Origin of the sequence: Kitasatospora sp. NRRL B-11411 (genome assembly GCF_000721345.1) — a bacterium.
GTDB lineage: Bacteria > Actinomycetota > Actinomycetes > Streptomycetales > Streptomycetaceae > Kitasatospora > Kitasatospora cineracea.
Window position 1 is genome coordinate 1 of record NZ_JOGH01000076.1, and the last position, 18,226, is coordinate 18,226.

Consider the following 18,226-nt stretch of genomic DNA (forward strand, 5'->3'; position numbering starts at 1 on the left):
GCGTCAACGTCCTCTGGGCCCTCATTCGTGACGGGAAGCACTACGAGCATGCACTCCCCGTCACATCAGCTGCTTGACAACAACATTAGGAGGTGGTGGCGGTGTGCTCGGCCAGGAAGTCGGTGATCAGGGCCCGCCACTGCTCGGGTCGCTCGGCGAACGGCAGGTGGCCGGTGGGCAGTTGGGCCGTCCGGGCGCCGGGGATGCGGTCGGCGAGCTCGCGCTGCAGGGACGGCGAGACCAGCGGGTCGGCGGTGGTGGCGATCACCAGGGTGGGCGCCTGAACCCGTGCCAGGTCCGCGCGGACGTCGATCCGCCGCACCAGGTCGACCTGTTCGGGCGTGCCGGACGGGACGGTGGCGGCCACCGCGGCGATCGCCCCGCGCAGCGCGGCCGGGTCGAGGGCCTGCAGCACGTCGGGGCCGAACGCGGCCAGGGTCAGGTGCTCGGCCAGCAGGTCGTGCGCGCCGGACGCGTACAGCTCGCCCCACAGCCGGGCGGCCAGGTCGAGCCGGGCGTCCCGGTGGGCGAAGGTCGCGGTCAGCACCAGGGCGCCGACCCGCTCCGGGTGGCGGGCCGCGGCCCGGACGGCGACCGGGCCGCCCAGCGAGAACCCGGCCAGGGCGAAGCGTTCGAGCCCCGCGGCGTCGGCGGCGGCGACCAGCTGGTCGGCCAGCTCGTCGGCGTCCAACGGGCCGGTGGCGCGCGGGGATCCGCCGCTGCCGGGCCAGTCGACGCCGACCACGGTGTGCCGGGCGGCCAGGCCCTCCAGCAGCGGCCCGTAGTTCGCGGCGGTGCCGCCGCCGGCGCCGTGGGCCAGCACCAGGCCGGGACCGGAGCCGAGCACGGTGCGGGCGAGCAGCGCGGACGGCGCGGGCGGGGTGAGCAGGGCAGACGCGGTGGACGCGGTGGATGCGATGGACGCGGTGGCGATGGGCATGGGAGTTCCCCCTCCGGGCGCGGTGCGGCACCTGAATTCTGTAGCAGTCGCTACGAAATGACCGTAGCACGCTCTGTAGGGATCGCTATAGAATTGCCGCCATGGCCACCAAGGGACGCCCGCGCAGCTTCGACCGGGACGCCGCGCTCGACGCGGCACTGACCGAGTTCTGGCGCCACGGCTACGAGGCGACCTCGCTGTCCGGGCTCACCAAGGCGATGGGCATCAACCCGCCCAGCCTGTACGCGGCGTTCGGCGACAAGCGGCAGCTCTTCACCGCCGCCGTCCAGCGCTACGCCGCCACCCACGGCAGCTACAGCGCCCGGGCGCTCGCCCGGCCGACCGCGCGCGAGGCCGTCGAGACGATGCTCGGACTGGCCGCCGCCGGGTACGCCGAACCCGGCCACCCCCCGGGCTGCTTCGTGGTCGACGGGGCCACCAACACCACCGACGCCGCCCAGGACGTCCGGGAGGAACTGCGCGCCCTCCGCGAGGGCGTCAAACAGGCCCTCGCCGCCCGGATCACCGCCGACGCCGCGGCCGGCCTACTGCCCCCCGTGACCCGCGACGAGGCGGACGGCCTCGCGGCCTTCTACGCCTCCGTCATCCAGGGCATGTCCACCCAGGCCCGCGACGGCGCCGACCGCGCCACCCTGGAACGCATCGCCGCCCTGGCCATGCGCGCCTGGCCGTCCGCCGCGGCGGAGACGGCGGAGACGGCGACCGCGGAGACGGCGGAGACCGTGGAGGCGGCGAGCGCGGAGGGCGGCTGCGGTGACGGTGGCGGGCGCGGGGCTCAGGGGCGGACGGCCACCGCGCCGTAGCAGGAGGCGCCGGCGTCGCTGATCCGCTCGGTGTCCTCCTCCAGCGAGGGGTTCCAGCGGGTGGTGGCGACGACGCCCGGGTCGAGGACGTCCCAGCCGGTGAAGAAGCGGCCGAACTCCTCGCTGGTGCAGGCCGCGACGGGCGTGCCGGCGGCGGTGTAGACCTGGATCAGCCGGGTGGTCTCGTCGGGGGCGAAGTCGGGGGTGAGGTGGCTGATCACCAGTGCGGACCCGCGGGGCAGCCGGGCCTTGAGGCCCTCGGTGATCCGGTGCGCGTCGTCCGGGACGAAGTGCAGCAGGGCGTTCATGCTGAGCGCGATCGGCCGCTCGAAGTCGAGGGTGCGGGCGGCGGCCTCGAGCAGTGCGTCGGGCTCGCGGACGTCGGCCTGGACGTAGGCGGTGACGCCCTGTTCGGTGCCGCGCAGCAGGGCCTGGGCGTGCAGCAGCACGATCGGGTCGTTGTCGGCGTAGACCACCGCGGCGTCCGGGACGACCTGCTGGGCGACCTCGTGCAGGTTGGGGGAGGTGGGGATGCCGGTGCCGATGTCGAGGAACTGCCGGATGCCGGAGCGGGCGAGCAGGCGCGTCGAGCGGCGCATGAAGGCGCGGTTGGCGCGGGCGGCGGAGCGGGCGTAGGGGAAGACGGCCAGGGCGCGGCCGGCGGCCTCCCGGTCGGCGGGGAAGTTGGTCGTCCCGCCGAGGTAGAAGTCGTACATCCGGGCCGAGTGCGCCAGGTGGATGTCGAGGTTGACCTCGACGCCGTCGCCCCGGCCGCCGCTGCTGCCACTGCCGCTGTCGCTGCCGTTGCTGCCGCTTCGGTCGCGTGCGTCCGTTGTCACGAGCTCCCCCTGATCGTCCGTCACTCCGCTCACTCCGCCCACTATGCCCATACGTACGAACCGACAATCAAGGGTGGCTGCCCGTCGCGAGCGCTCCGCCGGGCGGAACGGCCGGAAGCGATCAGGGAGCGATCGGATCCGGTCGGGGCGCCGAACAGTCGGATTTTCCGTCGGAACGACTTATGTCTGATCTTGAAACCTCTTGTGCCGGATTACCATCTCGACACCTGATGCGCCTTAATGTTCCTACAGGGGAAGCGAGTTCCGGCGACCCGGGGGCGCTGGGGAGGAGTGTGGGCGTGAACGAGAGCGAGTGGGCGGTGGGCGACCGGCACCGCCTGACGTTCGACGCATTCTGCGATACCCACCACCGGACGTGGACCGGCTTCGCCGGTGCGCGCCTGGGCGACCCGGCCGTCGCGCGCGGAGCGGTGGAACTCGCCAAGAGCCGGGTGTGGCGGGAGTGGCCGCGGATCCTGCGCGAGCAGTTCCCGGCCTTCCAGGCCTGGACGATCCTCAAGGAGGAGGTCGGCGCGGCCCTGCTGCAGCGGATGATGGACGGCGCACCGCCGCCGCCCCCGGAACACGTCCCGCTCTGGGTCTGCGCGGTGCGGATCGCCGCCGAACGCGCCCAGCACCTGCCGGAGACCGACGGCAACCACCGGGAGCTGTACACCGCGCTGCGCGGACTCTCCGAGCGCCGCCACGACGTGGTCCTGCTGCGCTACCTGCTCGGCCTGACGGACCGGCAGATCGCCGACTGCCTGGCCACCACCGAGGCCAACGTCCGCTCCACCGCCGCCCAGGCCCTCGCCCGGCTGGCCGCGGCCCTCGGCGCCCGGAGCGGGGAACCCCGATGACCACCGGACGCGACAGCCTCCCCTCGCCCACCCGGTCGCCCCGCCCCTGCCCGGGCGGCCCGACCGGACCGGACGACCCGGAAGGCCCGGCCGTCTCCTGGGACCGGCTGCTCACCGCCCCCCGGCCGTTCCCCTCCGAACACCTCCAGGCCGCCCACGAACTCGACCTCGCCACCTCCCTGGTCCTGGCCATGCCCACCGCCGCCGCCTCGCTGGACCTGCTGGTCAACGACGCGCACATCCACCCCGAGGGCGCCCTCGTCCTCGGCGCCCTGCTGTACGTCGCCCACCACCGCGAAGGCGCCCAGTTCTGGTGGCAGTTCGCGGCCGGCGGCGGCTCCTACACCGCCGCGTCCTGCCTGAGCCTGCTGCACCGCAGCCTCGGCGAGTTCCTCGACGCCGAGGTCTGGCGCCGGCAGGCCGAGAACCTGGCGGCCGGCCCCCGCCCGTCGCAACCCGTCCTCGGCGGCCGCGACACGCTGCTCCCGGCCGGCGTCCTCGCCGAGATCCTCGCCCTGTGCCACGAGGGCCTCGACGTCCGGCTCCCGCCCCGGCTGGCCGCCGTGATCCACCAGCTCCCGGTGGACTGCGACGACCTCGAGTACGGCGAACTCCCGCAGGTGAGCAGCACCCTGGTCCGCGACCTGGCCCGCTGACCACCGGCCGCTCCGGTCCGGCCCCGCCCCGGTCCGGCCTCGCGCTGGCCCGCCCTCGCGCCGGTCCGGCCGCGCCCTGACGCGGGACCGGACCGGCCGTCAGGACACCGGGCCGGACCGGCCGTCAGGGCGGGGCCGGGCCGGGGCTACCCTTCCGATCATGGCTATGACACCTGACGAGTTCTACGACCACGCGCGCGCCGCCGCCGACGGCGAACTCCGGCTCCCGCTCGCCCGGATGACCGGCTGGGACATCAGCCCGTTCGAGCCGGAGGGGCTGCGGGTCTCGCCGCTGCGCCCGCCGGTGCTGCCCGAGCCGCCGCGGCACGGCGAGGACCCGGCGGACTGCGGGATGTGCCGGGCCCGCGACGAGGGCCTGTGGTTCACCGACCACTGGCGGCTGGACCGGGTCGCGGGCGTCGGCGTGCCACTGGCCCTGATGCTGTACCCGCGCGACCACTACGACCTGGCGGAACTCCCCGACGAACTGGCCGCCGAACTGGGCGTGCTCACCACCCGCATCGTCCGCCACGTCCAGGCCCTGCCGCACGTCTCCCGGGCCCACGTCTACCGCCTGGGCGACGGCGCCGCCCACCTGCACCTCTGGTTCTTCGCCCGCCCGGCGGGCCAGCTCCAGCTGTTCGGCTCCTGGCTGCCCGTCTGGGACGACCTGCTGCCGGAGTACCCGGCCGACGCGGCCCGGGCGGACGCGGAGACCGTCGCCGACGCCCTGACCGCCTCCTACGGCGGCCGCCGCACGGCGACCGCCTGACCGACTGCCCGCCGCCCGCCTCACCCGCGCAGTGCCACCACCAGCGCGCAGCCGAACACGGCCGTCACCCAGGTCCACAGCACCGACAGGGCGACGTGGGCGGCGGTCCGCAGCCGGTCGCCGCGCCACAACTCCGGTGAGAACACCGTGAACTGGAAGATCCAGCGCAGGCCCCAGAAGAGCGTCTGCGCGGCCAGCAGGACAGTGCCGAGCCGGCCCCCGGCGAGCAGGTCCGGGGCGAGCAGCAGCGGCAGCAGGCCGAGCAGGACGCAGGTCAGGGCGATGAAGAAGAGGTGCGCGTAGGAGACCTGACGGGTCAGCAGGGTGGTCCCGGCGAGGTCGGACGGCCAGCCGATGAGCCGCGGCAGGACGGCGTGGAACGCGCCCATCACGATCAGGGCCGCACCCACCAGGCGCAGTTGGCCTTCCAGGGTGAGCAGGTGGGTCACGGTGCGAGGCGCTTTCCGGTCGGGGTGGTGGCTGCGGTGTCAGTGGCGGTTGCGGGTGGGGCGGCGAAGACGAAGGCGGTGACGAGACCGCCGATCCGCCGCTGCGCGACGAGGTGCAGGTTCGCCCCGGCCGCGGCCCGCAGCCAGGTCCGCCGGGGGAAGAAGTGCTGGGCGCCGGGGCCGTAGACCGCGGTGTTGGCGGCGTCCCGCAGGTGCTCGACCAGGACCAGGCGACCCCCGGGGCGCAGTACCCGGGCGCATTCGGCGAAGAGTTCGTGCCGGTCGCCGGTCCGGCGCAGCTCGTGGGCGGCGAAGACGGCGAGGACGGTGTCGGTCGTGCCGGTGGCCGCGGGCAGGCGGTCGGGGCGTCCGGGAAGGGTGCGCGGGGCGGGCGGCACGTGGCGGCGGGCCCGGCGGATCGAGCCCTCGGTCATGAGGACGGGGTCGTAGAGGTCCACCACGGTCTGGGGGTGCTGCGGCCAGCGGGCCGCCACCGGTCGGCTGGCCTCGTCGAGGCCGGAGGAGAGGACCAGGTGCTCGCCCGGGCCGGCGGGCAGCAGTTCCGCCAGCCAGTCGAAGGTGCGCAGTTCCGAGCGGTCGTAGACCCACCAGGTGGCGGCCGTGCTGCTGGTCAGCAGGGCGGCCGCCGCGGCCGCGCCCGCCCGGGCGAGTGCGGCCGCGGGCCGGGGGAGCCGGTGCGAGAGCGCGAGGCCCGCCCCGACGGTGAGGCAGCCCGCCGCGTACAGGGGCCAGTTGTAGCGGACGACCTCCCGCACGCCGGAGAAGCGCACCGGCTCCTCCCGAACCGGCTCCTCCCGAACCGAGTCCTCTCGGGCCGGTTCTTCCCGGGTCGGCTCCTCCCGGATCGACGCCTCCCGGGTCGGACCGGTGCTCCGGTGAACTGCCGTGGCCCGCCTCATCGTTCGGCCCCGTTCTCGGCGCGGCGCAGACCGGCGTCCCAGCCGTAGTCGAGGTCGGCGACGTGGAAGGCGTTGGCGAGCACGGGTGCCGTCCCGGCGAAGGGGCCGTGCTGGAAGAAGGTGGGCGGGGTCGGGAGTTCGACGGCCACCGGGGTCGGCTCCCAGTGGGTCCGGACGGCCTTGACCACGATCATCGATCCGGTCTGCGGCTCGTGCTCGAAGGTGTAGGGCAGCGGACCGGCGAAGCGCCGGGCGTCCTTGGCGCAGGCGAACGGGCTGCCGGCGGGCAGGTCCGCGGGGGCGCCCGCGAGGTCGGCCCGCACGTGCAGGTCGGCCCGGCCGTCGCGGCTGAGGACCCGGAACTCCAGGGTGTCGCCGACGACCCGGCTGCCGATCCGGGCGAGCCGGTAGTGGTAGCGGGTGAGCAGGTTGCCGCCGAGGACCATGGTGCGGCTGTCGGTGTCGCTGCGCAGGATCTTCAGCCCGCGCATGGTCCGTCCCCCGGGTGTGGGGAAGCGGGTGAAGATCCGGTACCCGGTGAGGATCAGGTCGGCGCCGAGGCCGGCGGGCAGGAAGGCGGGCCGCAGGTCCCGGGTGTCCACCAGGGCCGCGGCGACGAACCCGTGCTCGGTGCCGGCGGGGTCGGTGTAGGTGTCGAGGGCGAGCCCCGGCGGCAGCAGCGGCTCCAGGACCTGCGGCGGCAGGGCGTAGGTGAGGACCAGCGAGTGGGCGAAGCGGGTCCGCATCGGGACGGGGTGGCGCTGCAACAGGTACTTCATCGGGCCCTCGCTCCGTCCGTTCCGGTGCGGACGACCCGCACCACGCCCCAGATCATCGACCGGTCCTCGGCGGCCCGTCCGGCCCCGCCGGGGCCCGGTTCGCGCAGGCTGCGCACCACCGCGGTCCCGCCCGGGCGCACCGCGTGCTCGACGGCGGCGCGCAGCCGCCGGGCGAAGTGCGGGCCGGGGCCGTCGACCACGTTGGAGAGCGTCACCGCGTCGTAGCTCCCGGCGGCGCACCGCTCCAGGTGCTCGACGACCTCGCCCCGCACCAGCCGCACCCGCCCCGGGCCGGCCGCGGCCCCGGCCGCGCCGGGGCGTTCGCGGCCGAGCAGCAGCCGCCAGGCCCAGTCGTTGGCGGCGTTGGGGTGCCGGGCCACGGTCCGGGCGATCCTGCGCAGCAGCACCTCGTCGAAGCCGCGCGGGAGCACGCACCGGAAGCCCGGGCGCAGGACGGTGGCGAGCGCCCCGGCGGGCCGCAGGGCGGCGGCGGCCAGCAGCCGCAGGCCGGGCCCGTCGAACTCGGCGGTCCAGCGGCGCCGTTGCTCCTCGGGGTCGTCCAGGCGCAGGAAGTCGGCGACGGCGGCGGGCCGCCAGCCGGGCAGCAGGGCCGCGGCGGCGGTCCGGCCCAGGCCGGTCAGCCGCTCGGCGGTGCCGGTCGCGGCGGGCGCCCCGCCCTCCAGCCGGGTCCTGGCGTAGGCGAGTTGGACCGGGTTCAGGTCGATGGCGGTGACCTCGTACCCGGCCGCGGCGAGCGCGGCCGCGGTGTCCCCGGCGGACGCGATGCACAGCACCCGGGCGCCGGGCGGCGGGAAGGCGGCGAGTTCGACGGCCGGGTCCTCGTACATGCGGCCGAACAGCACCCGGGGGCGGCTGGCGGGACCGGCGAGCAGGCGGCCCGTCCGCCAGGGCGTACCGGCGGCGGGATCCGGGGTGCGCGGTGCGGCTTCGGCTTCGGCTGCGGAGCGGTGGGTGAGGAAGGAAGGGCTCATCGCGCCCAGACCTCCTGCGCGGCGCCGTCCCGCCGCCCCGGGCCGGGCGCGGTGCGGCGCGCGGCGACCAGCCAGATCAGCGCGAGGAACCCGAGGTCCTGGACCACCAGCCGGCCGGGCTCGGGGATGTGCTGCGAACCGACGAGCAGGCCCCCGGTGTTGAACCCGACCACCAGGATCGTCTGCGCGACCGCGGCGGCGTACGGCCGGTACCCCAGCAGCACCCAGACCCCGAGCGCGACCTCGGCGAGGCCGATGGCGACCAGCAGCGCGTTCGCCGCGCCGGTCGGCAGCAGGGGCAGCCCCTCCACGATGGCCCGCTGGTCCGCCCGCCCGGGGAAGACCTTGCACCAGAAGCCCTCGTACCACCACATCAACGCGACCGCGACGGCTGGCAAGCGCGTCCTGCCGATGTCTCCCACGGTCCCCCCTCTCCCACGACCACCCGGGCGCAGGGCACGGCGGCGCCGGCCCCGTTCTCTCCCGGGCTTCACAGCGCCGATCATGCCGCAAATTTTGAACGCGTTCAATGTGGGGGTGCGGGCGCCCGGCGGTCCGTGTCTCCCGTACCCGCGGCGCGGGCCCGGCCCCGCCTCCCGCGGCGGGCACGGCCCCCGCCTTCCGCGGCGGGCCGCGGCGCCGAGGCGCAGACCGGGCAGCCTCGCTCGGGCCGCGGCGCCGAGGCGCAGACCGGGCAATCCCTAGCCGGGGGACGACGCGTCGGCGAGCCGGTTGTTGCGGTCGATCTCCGGCATGTGCGCCTCGGCCCAGAGCCGCAGGGCGGCGAGCGGTTCCTCGAGGGACCGGCCGAGTCCGGTGAGCCGGTAGTGGACGGCGGGCGGGACGGTGGGCTCCACCCGGCGGGCGACCAGGCCGTCGCGGACCAGGCTCTGCAGGGTGACGGAGAGCATCTTCTGTGAGATGCCGGGGACGCGGCGCCGCAGTTCGGCGAAGCGGAGTTCGCCCGGGGCTGCCTCCGCCAGCACCTTGACCGCCATCGACGTCCACTTGGTGCCGATGCGGTCGAGCAACCGGCGGGTCGGGCAGTCCGGATCCAGCAGGTCGCCCCGCTCGCCGGGCCGCCGGCCGGGTCCGTCGGTCCTCGATGTGGTCACTCGGGGCTCACCACCTGTGGGAGAAGTGCCGTCTTGGACGGACCAGCGTAGTTCCCTAGCGTGACCTGGTCACCATTCCGCACCGCCCCCCACCACTCCTGGAGCCCCGCCGTGCCCGAACTGCGCCGCGTCCCCGTCAACGGCGTCGAACTGAACGTCGCCCTCGCCGGATCCGGTCCGGCCGTCCTGCTGCTGCACGGCTTCCCGCACACCTGGGAGCTGTGGACGGACGTCATGGCCGACCTCTCCGACCGCCACCGCGTCATCGCGCCGGACCTGCGCGGGTTCGGCGCGAGCAGCCGGGCCGCCACCGGGTACGACGCGGGCACCCTGGCCGCGGACGCCGAGGCGCTCCTCGCCGCACTCGGCGTCCGCTCGGCCGCGGTGGCGGGCATCGACGCGGGCGCCGCGCCGGCCTTCCTGCTCGCCCTGCGCCGCCCCGACCTGGTCCGGCGGCTGGTCGTCATGGAGTCCCTGCTGGGCACGCTGCCCGGCGCCGAGGAGTTCCTCGCGGGCGGGCCGCCGTGGTGGTTCGGCTTCCACTCCGCCGCGCCCGACCTCGCCGAGACCGTCCTGGAAGGCCACGAGGCCGCCTACGTCGACTGGTTCCTGCACGCCGGCACGCTCGGCGACGGGGTGCGCCCCGCCCTCCGGGACGCCTTCGTCCGCGCGTACACCGGCCGCCAAGCGCTGAGCTGCGCGTTCTCGTACTACCGGGCCCTGCCCGAGAGCGCGGCCCAGATCGGGCGGGCGGTCGCCGCCGCCCGCCTGACGGTGCCGACGCTGGCCCTGGGCGCCCGCCCCGTCGGCGCCGCGCTGGAACGCCAGCTCCGCCCGGTCGCCGACGACCTGACCGGACACGTCATCGAGGACTGCGGCCACATCATCCCGCTGCACCGCCCGCACGCCCTGCTCGCGCTGCTGCGCCCGTTCCTGGCCGGCGCGGACGCCGAAACGGCGTGACCGGGGCCGAGTCCGGTGCCGGGCCCGTGCCCGTGCCGGAGGAGGCGCCGGTGCCGAAGGTGACCCGGCCGGTGAAGTCGTAGGCGGGGTTCACCGGGTGCTCCTGGTGGTGCGGACGTTAGGACGGGACGGTCCCCGGGTGTCGGACGGGCGGGCGGGGCCACATCGTCCAGGCAACCCCCCCCCGCCCTCCGCCCGCCGCGTGCCACGGCCGTGGGGTGTACCGGCGGTACACCCCACCCGGGCCCCGGGCGTCGTACCGTCGGAGGCGTGGACAACAGCCAGGAGGTCCGCGAGTTCCTCACCTCGCGGCGCGCGAAGATCAGCCCCGAGCGGGCGGGCATGCCCGCCGGCCCCCGCCGCCGGGTGCCCGGCCTGCGCCGCAGCGAGGTCGCCGCGCTCGCCGACCTGAGCGTCGAGTACTACGCCAAGCTGGAACGCGGCAACCTGGCCGGGGCTTCACCCGCCGTCCTGGAGGCCCTCGCCCGCGCCCTGCAGCTCGACGACGCCGAACGCGCCCACCTGCTGCACCTGGCCCAGGCCGCCGACGGCTCCGACGCGCTGGCCCGCCCGCGCCGCCGCACCACCCGGCAGTGGACGGCGCCCCCGGCCCTGCAGTGGATGCTCGACGCCGTCACCGGCGGCCCCGCGTTCGTCCGCAACGGCCGGATGGACCTGCTCGCCGCCAACCAGTTCGCCCGCGCCTTCTACGCCGAGGTGTACGACCAGCCCGGCAACCAGGACAACCTCGCCCGCTACCAGTTCCTCGACCCCCGCTCCCGGCGCTTCTACCCGGACTGGGAGCAGGCCGCCGACATCACCGTCGCCATCCTGCGCACCGAGGCCGGCCGCGACCCGCACGACAAGGACCTGCACGACCTGGTCGGCGAACTGTCCACCCGCAGCGACGAGTTCCGCACCCGCTGGGGCGCCCACGACGTCCGTCACCATGGCAGCGGCACCAAGCGCTTCCACCACCGGGCCGTCGGCGACCTCACCCTCGCCTACGAGGGAATGGAGCTGACCGCCGCCCCCGGCCTCCACCTGACCGTCTACACCGCCGAACCCGGCTCCCCCTCCGAACAGGGCCTGCGCCTGCTCGCCAGCTGGGCCGCCACCCGCGAGGCCGGACCGGACCCCCGACGGACCGGCAGGACGGCACCCACCCACCGGGAGTGAGCCCGCCCGCAGCCCGGGGCCCAGGGCCGAGCGCGCCCGCAGCCCGAGGCCCGGGGCCGAGCCCGCCCGCGGCCCGGGGCCCAGGACCGAGCGCGCCCGCTACCGCCTACCGGGCCGCCCGCACCGCCCCGTCCCGGCGCCCGCCCGACGGGAGCGGGAGGTCGAGCGGCACCAGGGATTCCGGGGCGCGGACCCGGGGGACGGGTGAGGGGAGCAGCCACAGCACGGCGAGGCTCCCGCCGAGGGCCGCGACGAGCAGGGCGGGGCGCAGGCCCAGCACGGTGCCCAGCAGGCCGCCGAGCAGCGCGCCGAGCGGGCGGACCCCGTAGTTGACGGTGGCGAACGCGCCGAAGACCCGGCTGCGCAGCCGGTCCGGGACCACGGCGGCCTGGACGGCGTTCAGCGGCACGTCGAACAGCATCACGCCCAGGCCGGAGAGGAACTCGGCCGCCGCCAGGACGCCCGTCCGGGCCCACACCGGACCGCCCGCCACGGTCAGCAGCGCGATCGGCGCGGGGAACAGCACCGCGCCCAGCACGATCGTCCGCCCGGCGCCGATCCGCCGCGACAGCGCCGGAGCCCCCAGCGCCCCCAGCAGGCCGCCGGTCGCCCCGAGACCGAACGCCAGGCCGATCCGGCCCGCCGACAGGCCCAGCTCCCGGCCCGCGAACAGCACGGTGAGGCCGTAGCCGAGGAAGGTGAAGAAGTTGACGGTGGTGCAGCAGCCCAGGCTCGCCCGCAGGTACGGGTGCCGCAGCACGAACCCCAGCCCCTCCCGGGCCCGCCGCAGCACCGCCCCGTCCGGCCCGTCCGGCCTGTCCGGCCTGTCCGGCCCGTCCGCCCTGTCCGGTTGATCCGTCGGCGGCCGGTCGGTCCGGACGCCGCCCACCAGCAGCGCCGAGACCAGGAACGACACCGCGTCGGCCAGCACCGCGACGGGCGCCGTCAGCGCCTGCACCAGCGCCCCGCCGAGCGCCGGCCCGGCCAGCTGCGCCGCCGAACGGGTGCCGCTCAGACGGCTGTTGGCGGCCAGGTAGGCCGAGCGCGGCACCAGGCGGGCGAAGAACGGCGCGTACGCGTTGCCGAACAGCACGCCCGCCGCGCCCGTGACCACCGCGACGGCGTACAGCTGACCCAGCGTCACCGCGCCGAACAGCGCCGCCACCGGCAGGGTGGCCAGCGCCGCCGCCCGGACCAGGTCCGCCAGCACCAGCAGCCGCCGCTGGTCGGGGCGGCCGTCCACCCAGGCGCCGAGGAAGACCGCCGCCAGGTTCGGCGCCCACAGCGCCGCCGTCAGCCCGGCGACCTGCGCGGTGCTCGCGTCCAGGGCGCCCACCGCGATCAGCGGCAGCGCCAACTCCGAGACCCGGTCGCCGAACTGGGAGACCGCCTGCCCGGCCCAGAACCGCCGGAACGCCCGGTGGCCCCGCAGCGGCGACGTCACCCCGTCCCGTCCTCGGGCCCGTCCCCCTCCGGCAGGGTGTAGCGCAGCAGGCGCACCGCCCGGGCGTCGGCGGGCCGGTCGGCGTGGTCGCGGTGGACGTACGGGGCGAGCAACTCCTCGATCGCGGACGAGAGTTCGGCCAACTCGGCGGGGGAGAGGACGATCCGGGTGTCGGCCAGCCCGGCCGAGCGCAGCCACTGCGGCGGCAGGCCCGGACCGACCTCCGCCATCCAGCGGGCCGGCGCGTCCGCGGAGCGCCGGAACATCACCTGCGCCAGCGCCCCGGCCGCCTCCCGCCCCGCCCCGTCCGCCCCCGGCGCGAACCGGAACCCGCGCCCGACCGCCTCCCACCGCCGCTTGCGCCGGTCCGGCCCGGGCTCGGCGTCCCGCACCAGCCCGAACTCGGCCAGGTGCCGCAGGTGCCAACTCGCCACCGTCGGCGTGGCCCCCACGTGCGGAGCCAACTCGGTCGCGGTGGCCGGCCCGTGCAGCCGCAGCCGCTCCAGCACCGCCAACCGCACGGGATGGGCCAGGGCGCGCATCGCGCGGGGATCGGTGATCTCGACGTCACCGAGCGGGTTGCCGGAACTCATGGTCTGAGAGTGTCCTCTCACGATATCCGAGAGTCAACTCTCACATCTCCGGGAAAAGCACCGGCCGTCCGCACGGCACTGCGTACCATCGGGCGCATAGACGACACCGCACCCCTCCGCAGCTTCCCGGCCGGGCTCAGCTCCCGGGCTCATTCCTTCGTCAGCGCACACGGCGTCCGGACGGACCGACACCCCGTCAACCGTCCCTGGTGGCGCGAGCGGGGAGTCCCCGAGGACGTGATCGACCGGATGGATGCCTTCGACCGTTCCTGGGGCGGCCTGGTGCTGCCACCCGCCAACAACTACGAGGGAGGCCCCAAGCCCTTCTTCCCGGACTCGCCCGAGCAACGCGAGGACGGCTGGTGGTTCATGGCGGGCGACCAGCGCACCTCGGTGCCGTTCGCCTCCTACCTCGGCCCCGGCGGCGAGTTCTGCCTGCTCGGCAACGGGCGCAGCGTCGCCCTGCACGCGAGCGTCATGGGCTGGGTGGAGTCGCAGGCCCTCGCCCACCACGCCCGGCTGTGGTCCCGACGCGTCGTCCGGCTGCACGGCGCCGACGTCGATGCGCTCGACCTGGCAGGCTCCGAACCCGTTCCTGAAGTCCGGGGCCTGGCCGACACCTGGTGGCGCGGCACCGACTCGCTGATCGAGATCCACCGGGGCGAGCACGAACTCTTCGCCGCCCCCGGCCGCCGCCTGCACTACCGCTCCCGTACCGCCCTCGTCTACGAGGGGCTGGACGGATGGGGGCTGGCCGGCTGACCCTGCCGAAGGGCGCCTGTCGGTGGTGGCGAACATTGCAACAGGCCCGTGAACAGCGTGCGCCGGCTGCCCGCGGGCGCCTGGAAGGGTCATTCTTGAGGGAGTTCACCAGGTTGGCCATGGCGGCCTTCGGCGGGTAGTGCACCAAGAGGTGCGCGTGGTCGGCTTCGCTGTTGAAGTCCTTCAGTTCCGCTTCGAAGTCCTCGCACACCTTGCGCATCACCTTTTCGCAGCGCGTCAGCATCTCGGCGTTCAGTACCCCCGCGGGGAACACCAAGTGCACATGCGGGCGGTGGACGACCGCTCGGCCCCTGCGGATATCGGGGTTCGGTTTCCGTCGTGGTGACATAGGCCAGTGGTGAGGTGATCCCATGCAGCTTCGGTACAGCTTCCGCTTGTACCCGAGCGCCGGTCAGCGCATGGCGCTGGCGAGGGCGTTCGGGTGCGTGAGGGTCGTCTTCAACGACGCGTTGCGAGTCCGGGAGGAGGCGCGTGCGGCGGGGGCACCGTTCGTTCTCTCAAGCGAGCTGTCGAAACGGCTCACCGCGTCGAAGAAGACACCGGAGCGGGCCTGGCTCGGCGAGGTGTCGTCGGTGGTCCTCCAGCAGTCCCTTCGGGACTTGGACACCGCGTACAGGAACTTCTTCGACGGTCTCAAGGGCAAGCGCCCCAGGACGGGACCGCCCCGTTACAAGTCCCGCAAGGACGCCCGGCAGTCGATCCGGTTCACTGCCAACGCGTCGTGGCGGATCACCGCGGGCGGGAAGCTGCGCCTGCCGAAGATCGGCGACGTGCCCGTGCGCTGGTCGCGCAGGCTGCCGTCCACCCCGTCCACCGTGACGGTCGTCAATGACTCGGCCGGCCGGTACTTCGCCTCGTTCGTCATCGAGACGGGCTCGGAGGAAGTCCTCCCCGCCGTCACACCCGAGGTCGGCGTGGACCTCGGCCTCGGGCACTTCGCGGTCCTCTCGGACGGTACGAAGGTCGACAGCCCGCGCTTCCTGCGCCGGGCCGAGGAGCGGCTGAAGAAGGCGCAGCGGGAGCTGTCCCGCAAGCAGGAAGGCTCCGCCAACCGGGGCAAGGCCAGGACGAAGGTCGCTCGCGCTCACGCGCGGGTTGCCGACGCGCGCCGCGAGTTCCACCACCGGCTCTCCACGAAGCTGATCCGCGAGAACCAAGCGGTCGCCGTGGAGGACCTGTCGGTGAAGGGACTCGCTCGCACGCGCCTGGCCAAGTCCGTGCACGATGCCGGGTGGTCGGCGTTCGTATCGATGTTGGAGTACAAGGCCGCGCGGTACGGGCGCACGTTCGTGAGGATCGGCAGGTTCGAGCCGACCTCCCAGGTGTGCTCCGTGTGCGGGGTCAAGGACGGCCCCAAACCCCTCGACGTCCGCGAGTGGACGTGCGAGGAGTGCGGGGCCGTTCTCGACCGGGACGTCAACGCGGCGGTCAACGTCGCCAGGGCCGCCGGACTGGCGGTGCCGGCCTGTGGAGCGCAGGTAGGACCGGTACCCGTACCGGCGCAGCGCGGTGAAGCAGGAACCCACCGAGACCCGCAGTTGCGGGTGGTAGGAATCCCGCTCCTTCAGAGCCGGGAGGAAGTCAATGCAACCGCTACCGCCTCGCCGCCCGCTCCGCCAACACCCCCGACAGCTCCAGCGGTAACATCGGCTTCCGCATCGCCCGCTGACGCGTGCCGGACGCCCGCCGGGCACCCGTCCAGCACGCGTCAACACCCGCCGAATACCCGTTGATGGCCCGTCAGGGGGTCTCCCTGGGGCCGGTCATGACGCACCCTTGACCGGCCCTTGTCGAGGGGGCGAGGGCATGTCGCGGGGGTGGCCGGCGGTCCTAGCGTCCTGCCGCCGAGCTGAACCCGGCCGCGATGCCACACCCCATCGGTGTCGCCGGCCGTCCCCCATCAACCCCGGCTCGGTGGGAGGAAACCCGATGAACCGCAAGACCGCGCTGGCGTCGGCCGTGGCGGCTGCCCTCACCCTGGGCACCGTGATGGTGGCGAGTGCACAGTCCCCCGCACTGGCGAGCGGTACCACCGCGAGCGGTGCAGGCTTCCGGGCGACGACCGAGGCGGGCCGCACCGCGGACCTGGAGCGGGCGTCGAAGGACGCCGGGGCGCTGGCGAAGACGCTGGGCCTGGGGCCGGACGAGCGCCTGGTGGCCAAGGACGTGCTGGTCGACAACGGCGGGACCCGGCACGTGCGCTACGACCGCACCTACCGCGGGCTGCCGGTGGTCGGCGGCGACCTGGTGGTGCACTACGCGAAGAACGGCAAGGTCACCTCGACCACCTGGGCGCACGAGGGCGCGATCAAGGTCGCGGGGGTGACGCCGAAGCTGTCCGGCAAGGACGCCACGGCGACCGCCGAGCGCAGCGCCAAGCACGTCAAGCAGGCCCGCAGCACCGGCCTCGACACCAGCCAGCTGGTGGTGTGGGCGGTCGGCAAGGTGCCGGTGCTGGCCTACCGCAGCACCGTCACCGGTTCCGGCGACGCGGGCGCGGCCTCCCGCGAGGCCGTGCTGGTGGACGCCGGCAGCGGCGCGGTGCTGGACCAGTACGAGCTGGAGCAGACCGTCGGCGGCACCGGCAACGGCGTCAACGTCGGCCAGGTCTCCATCGAGACCAGCCAGGGCGGCAGCGGCTACACCCTGACCGACGCGCTGCACGGCAGCACCGTCGTCTACGACTCGTACAACAGCCCGCAGTCGAACCCGGCGCAGAACGCCCGGACCTTCTCCAAGTCGTCCAACTCCTGGGGCAACGGCTCCACTTCGAGCCGGGAGAGCGCCGCCGTCGACGCCTCCTACGGCCTCGCCAAGACCTGGGACTTCTACAAGAACACCTTCAACCGCTCCGGCATCCGCAACGACGGCCGCGGCGCGCCCGCGTACGTCCACGTGGACAACCAGCTGCTGAACGCGTTCTACGACGACTCCTGCTTCTGCATGTCCTTCGGCGACGGCTCCTCGCAGAACGGCAACATCCCGCTCACCGCGCTGGACGTCTCGGGCCACGAGATGAGCCACGGCGTCACGGCCGCCACCGCGAACCTGAACTACTCGGGCGAGTCCGGCGGCCTCAACGAGGCCACCTCCGACATCTTCGGCACCATGGTCGAGTTCTACGCCGGCAACAGCACCGACCCCGGTGACTACTACATCGGCGAGAAGCTCAACATGGGCAACGGCTACCTGCGCCGGATGGACAACCCGGCCGCCGACGGCTCCTCGCTGTCCTGCTACAGCAGCCGGGCCGGCCAGGTCGACGTGCACTACTCGTCCGGCATCGCCAACCACTTCTTCTACCTGACCGCCGAGGGCACCGGCGCCAAGACCATCGGCGGCCTGCCGCACAACGGCACCCCGTGCAACGGCGACAGCTTCGGCGGCATCGGCAAGGACAAGGCCGCGGCGATCTGGTACCGCGCCCTGTCCACCTACATGACCTCCACCACCAACTACTCCTCGGCCCGCACCGCGACCCTGCAGGCCGCCGCCGACCTGTACGGGTCGAACTCGCAGGAGCGCTACATCGTCTCCAAGGCGTGGGCCGCCGTCAGCATCGGCACCGCGCTGCCCGACCCGGGCAACGGCAACCCGTCGCCGTCCCCGTCGCCCACCTCCTCGCCCACCGGCAACCCGAACCCGGGCAACGCGCTGACCAACGGCGACTTCGAGCAGGGCGCCTCCGGCTGGACCCAGAGCGCCAACGACATCACCAACTCCACCCAGCAGCAGGCCCACGGCGGCTCCTGGTACGCCTGGATGATGGGCTACGGCTCCGCCGCCAGCGAGACCCTCTCGCAGAGCAACGTCGCCGTCCCGTCCACCGGCAGCCCGAAGCTCACCTTCTGGCTCAAGGTCACCACCCAGGAGTCCGGCTCCACCGCCTACGACACGCTCAAGGTCAGCGCCAACGGCCAGACCCTGGCGACCTACTCCAACGCCAACGCCTCGGCCGGGTACGTGCAGAAGACCGTCGATCTGAGCGCCTTCCGCGGCCAGAGCGTGAACCTGCAGTTCACCGGCCAGGAGGACGCCTACCTGTCGACGATCTTCCTGATCGACGACGTCAACGTCGGCTGACCGCAGGCTCTCCTGAAGTCCCCAACGATCAAGCC

General features: G+C 74.3%; 19 protein-coding genes and 1 pseudogene. 9 read left to right on the forward strand and 11 right to left on the reverse strand.

The window, feature by feature from the left end; all coding sequences use genetic code 11:
* Positions 1 to 85: 85 nt before the first annotated feature.
* Positions 86 to 940: an alpha/beta fold hydrolase gene (locus tag IH44_RS0126995; RefSeq protein ID WP_051817367.1), complete on the reverse strand. Its 855-nt coding sequence runs from the start codon at positions 938 to 940 to the stop codon at positions 86 to 88.
* 101 nt (positions 941 to 1,041) lie between these two features.
* Between IH44_RS0126995 and IH44_RS0127000 the strand changes: the two genes are divergently transcribed.
* Entirely contained in the window at positions 1,042 to 1,764 is a 723-nt protein-coding gene (locus IH44_RS0127000; RefSeq protein WP_063759692.1) for a TetR/AcrR family transcriptional regulator, read from the forward strand.
* On the opposite strand, the gene IH44_RS0127005 is transcribed toward IH44_RS0127000, so the two are convergent.
* On the reverse strand, positions 1,737 to 2,480 hold the full coding sequence (locus IH44_RS0127005; RefSeq protein ID WP_051817372.1) for an SAM-dependent methyltransferase: 744 nt from the start codon (positions 2,478 to 2,480) through the stop codon (positions 1,737 to 1,739). The genes IH44_RS0127000 and IH44_RS0127005 overlap by 28 nt on opposite strands.
* Positions 2,481 to 2,902: 422 nt before the next feature.
* Between IH44_RS0127005 and IH44_RS0127010 the strand changes: the two genes are divergently transcribed.
* From IH44_RS0127010 to IH44_RS0127020, 3 genes are all read left to right on the forward strand, one after another.
* Positions 2,903 to 3,463 (forward strand): RNA polymerase sigma factor, encoded by a 561-nt coding sequence (locus IH44_RS0127010; protein WP_030462341.1) that lies wholly within the window; start codon positions 2,903 to 2,905, stop codon positions 3,461 to 3,463.
* Positions 3,460 to 4,119, forward strand: coding sequence for a hypothetical protein (locus tag IH44_RS41485; protein ID WP_030462342.1), 660 nt, complete (start codon positions 3,460 to 3,462; stop codon positions 4,117 to 4,119). Before IH44_RS0127010 ends, IH44_RS41485 begins: the two co-directional genes overlap by 4 nt.
* Before the next feature lie 160 nt (positions 4,120 to 4,279).
* Positions 4,280 to 4,891 (forward strand): hypothetical protein, encoded by a 612-nt coding sequence (locus IH44_RS0127020; protein ID WP_030462343.1) that lies wholly within the window; start codon positions 4,280 to 4,282, stop codon positions 4,889 to 4,891.
* Positions 4,892 to 4,911: 20 nt separating this feature from the next.
* Here the strand turns inward: IH44_RS0127020 and IH44_RS0127025 are convergent, their stop codons facing one another.
* The 6 genes from IH44_RS0127025 to IH44_RS0127050 form a co-directional block, all read right to left on the reverse strand.
* Positions 4,912 to 5,340, reverse strand: a complete 429-nt coding sequence (locus tag IH44_RS0127025; protein WP_030462344.1) for a hypothetical protein — start codon at positions 5,338 to 5,340, stop codon at positions 4,912 to 4,914.
* A complete protein-coding gene (locus IH44_RS0127030; RefSeq protein ID WP_063759693.1) occupies positions 5,337 to 6,131 on the reverse strand; it encodes a class I SAM-dependent methyltransferase in 795 nt (264 codons plus the stop codon). The genes IH44_RS0127025 and IH44_RS0127030 overlap by 4 nt, the downstream gene beginning before the upstream one ends.
* Before the next feature lie 125 nt (positions 6,132 to 6,256).
* On the reverse strand, positions 6,257 to 7,039 hold the full coding sequence (locus IH44_RS0127035) for a DUF2071 domain-containing protein (protein WP_198545048.1): 783 nt from the start codon (positions 7,037 to 7,039) through the stop codon (positions 6,257 to 6,259).
* Positions 7,036 to 8,031 carry a DUF3419 family protein gene (locus IH44_RS0127040; protein ID WP_107066633.1) on the reverse strand — a complete coding sequence of 332 codons (996 nt, stop codon included), beginning with the start codon at positions 8,029 to 8,031 and terminating at the stop codon, positions 7,036 to 7,038. Before IH44_RS0127040 ends, IH44_RS0127035 begins: the two co-directional genes overlap by 4 nt.
* Positions 8,028 to 8,429 (reverse strand): DoxX-like family protein, encoded by a 402-nt coding sequence (locus tag IH44_RS0127045; protein ID WP_198545049.1) that lies wholly within the window; start codon positions 8,427 to 8,429, stop codon positions 8,028 to 8,030. The genes IH44_RS0127040 and IH44_RS0127045 overlap by 4 nt, the downstream gene beginning before the upstream one ends.
* 303 nt (positions 8,430 to 8,732) lie before the next feature.
* On the reverse strand, positions 8,733 to 9,146 hold the full coding sequence (locus IH44_RS0127050; RefSeq protein WP_030462349.1) for a helix-turn-helix domain-containing protein: 414 nt from the start codon (positions 9,144 to 9,146) through the stop codon (positions 8,733 to 8,735).
* 111 nt (positions 9,147 to 9,257) lie between these two features.
* On the opposite strand from IH44_RS0127050, the gene IH44_RS0127055 reads away from it, so the two are divergent.
* Both IH44_RS0127055 and IH44_RS0127065 read left to right on the forward strand, forming a co-directional pair.
* Positions 9,258 to 10,109 carry an alpha/beta fold hydrolase gene (locus tag IH44_RS0127055; RefSeq protein WP_030462350.1) on the forward strand — a complete coding sequence of 284 codons (852 nt, stop codon included), beginning with the start codon at positions 9,258 to 9,260 and terminating at the stop codon, positions 10,107 to 10,109.
* A gap of 270 nt (positions 10,110 to 10,379) precedes the next feature.
* The gene (locus IH44_RS0127065) at positions 10,380 to 11,288 is read left to right on the forward strand and encodes a helix-turn-helix transcriptional regulator (protein ID WP_030462351.1); all 909 of its coding nucleotides are present in this window, start codon (positions 10,380 to 10,382) and stop codon (positions 11,286 to 11,288) included.
* Positions 11,289 to 11,394: 106 nt separating this feature from the next.
* Here the strand turns inward: IH44_RS0127065 and IH44_RS0127070 are convergent, their stop codons facing one another.
* Positions 11,395 to 12,732 (reverse strand): MFS transporter, encoded by a 1,338-nt coding sequence (locus IH44_RS0127070; protein ID WP_051817369.1) that lies wholly within the window; start codon positions 12,730 to 12,732, stop codon positions 11,395 to 11,397.
* A complete protein-coding gene (locus tag IH44_RS0127075) occupies positions 12,729 to 13,325 on the reverse strand; it encodes a helix-turn-helix transcriptional regulator (protein ID WP_030462353.1) in 597 nt (198 codons plus the stop codon). Before IH44_RS0127075 ends, IH44_RS0127070 begins: the two co-directional genes overlap by 4 nt.
* Before the next feature lie 237 nt (positions 13,326 to 13,562).
* Between IH44_RS0127075 and IH44_RS0127080 the strand changes: the two genes are divergently transcribed.
* Entirely contained in the window at positions 13,563 to 14,087 is a 525-nt protein-coding gene (locus tag IH44_RS0127080) for a hypothetical protein (RefSeq protein ID WP_232795106.1), read from the forward strand.
* Positions 14,088 to 14,166: 79 nt separating this feature from the next.
* Here IH44_RS0127080 and IH44_RS44610 read toward each other — a convergent pair.
* Positions 14,167 to 14,460, reverse strand: a pseudogene (locus IH44_RS44610) (transposase); the annotation flags it as partial.
* Here IH44_RS44610 and IH44_RS0127090 point away from each other — a divergent pair.
* Both IH44_RS0127090 and IH44_RS0127095 read left to right on the forward strand, forming a co-directional pair.
* Positions 14,459 to 15,841: a transposase gene (locus IH44_RS0127090; protein WP_232795107.1), complete on the forward strand. Its 1,383-nt coding sequence runs from the start codon at positions 14,459 to 14,461 to the stop codon at positions 15,839 to 15,841. The pseudogene IH44_RS44610 and the gene IH44_RS0127090 sit on opposite strands and share 2 nt — an antisense overlap.
* A gap of 196 nt (positions 15,842 to 16,037) precedes the next feature.
* On the forward strand, positions 16,038 to 18,191 hold the full coding sequence (locus tag IH44_RS0127095; RefSeq protein ID WP_030462357.1) for a M4 family metallopeptidase: 2,154 nt from the start codon (positions 16,038 to 16,040) through the stop codon (positions 18,189 to 18,191).
* Positions 18,192 to 18,226 lie beyond the last annotated feature (35 nt).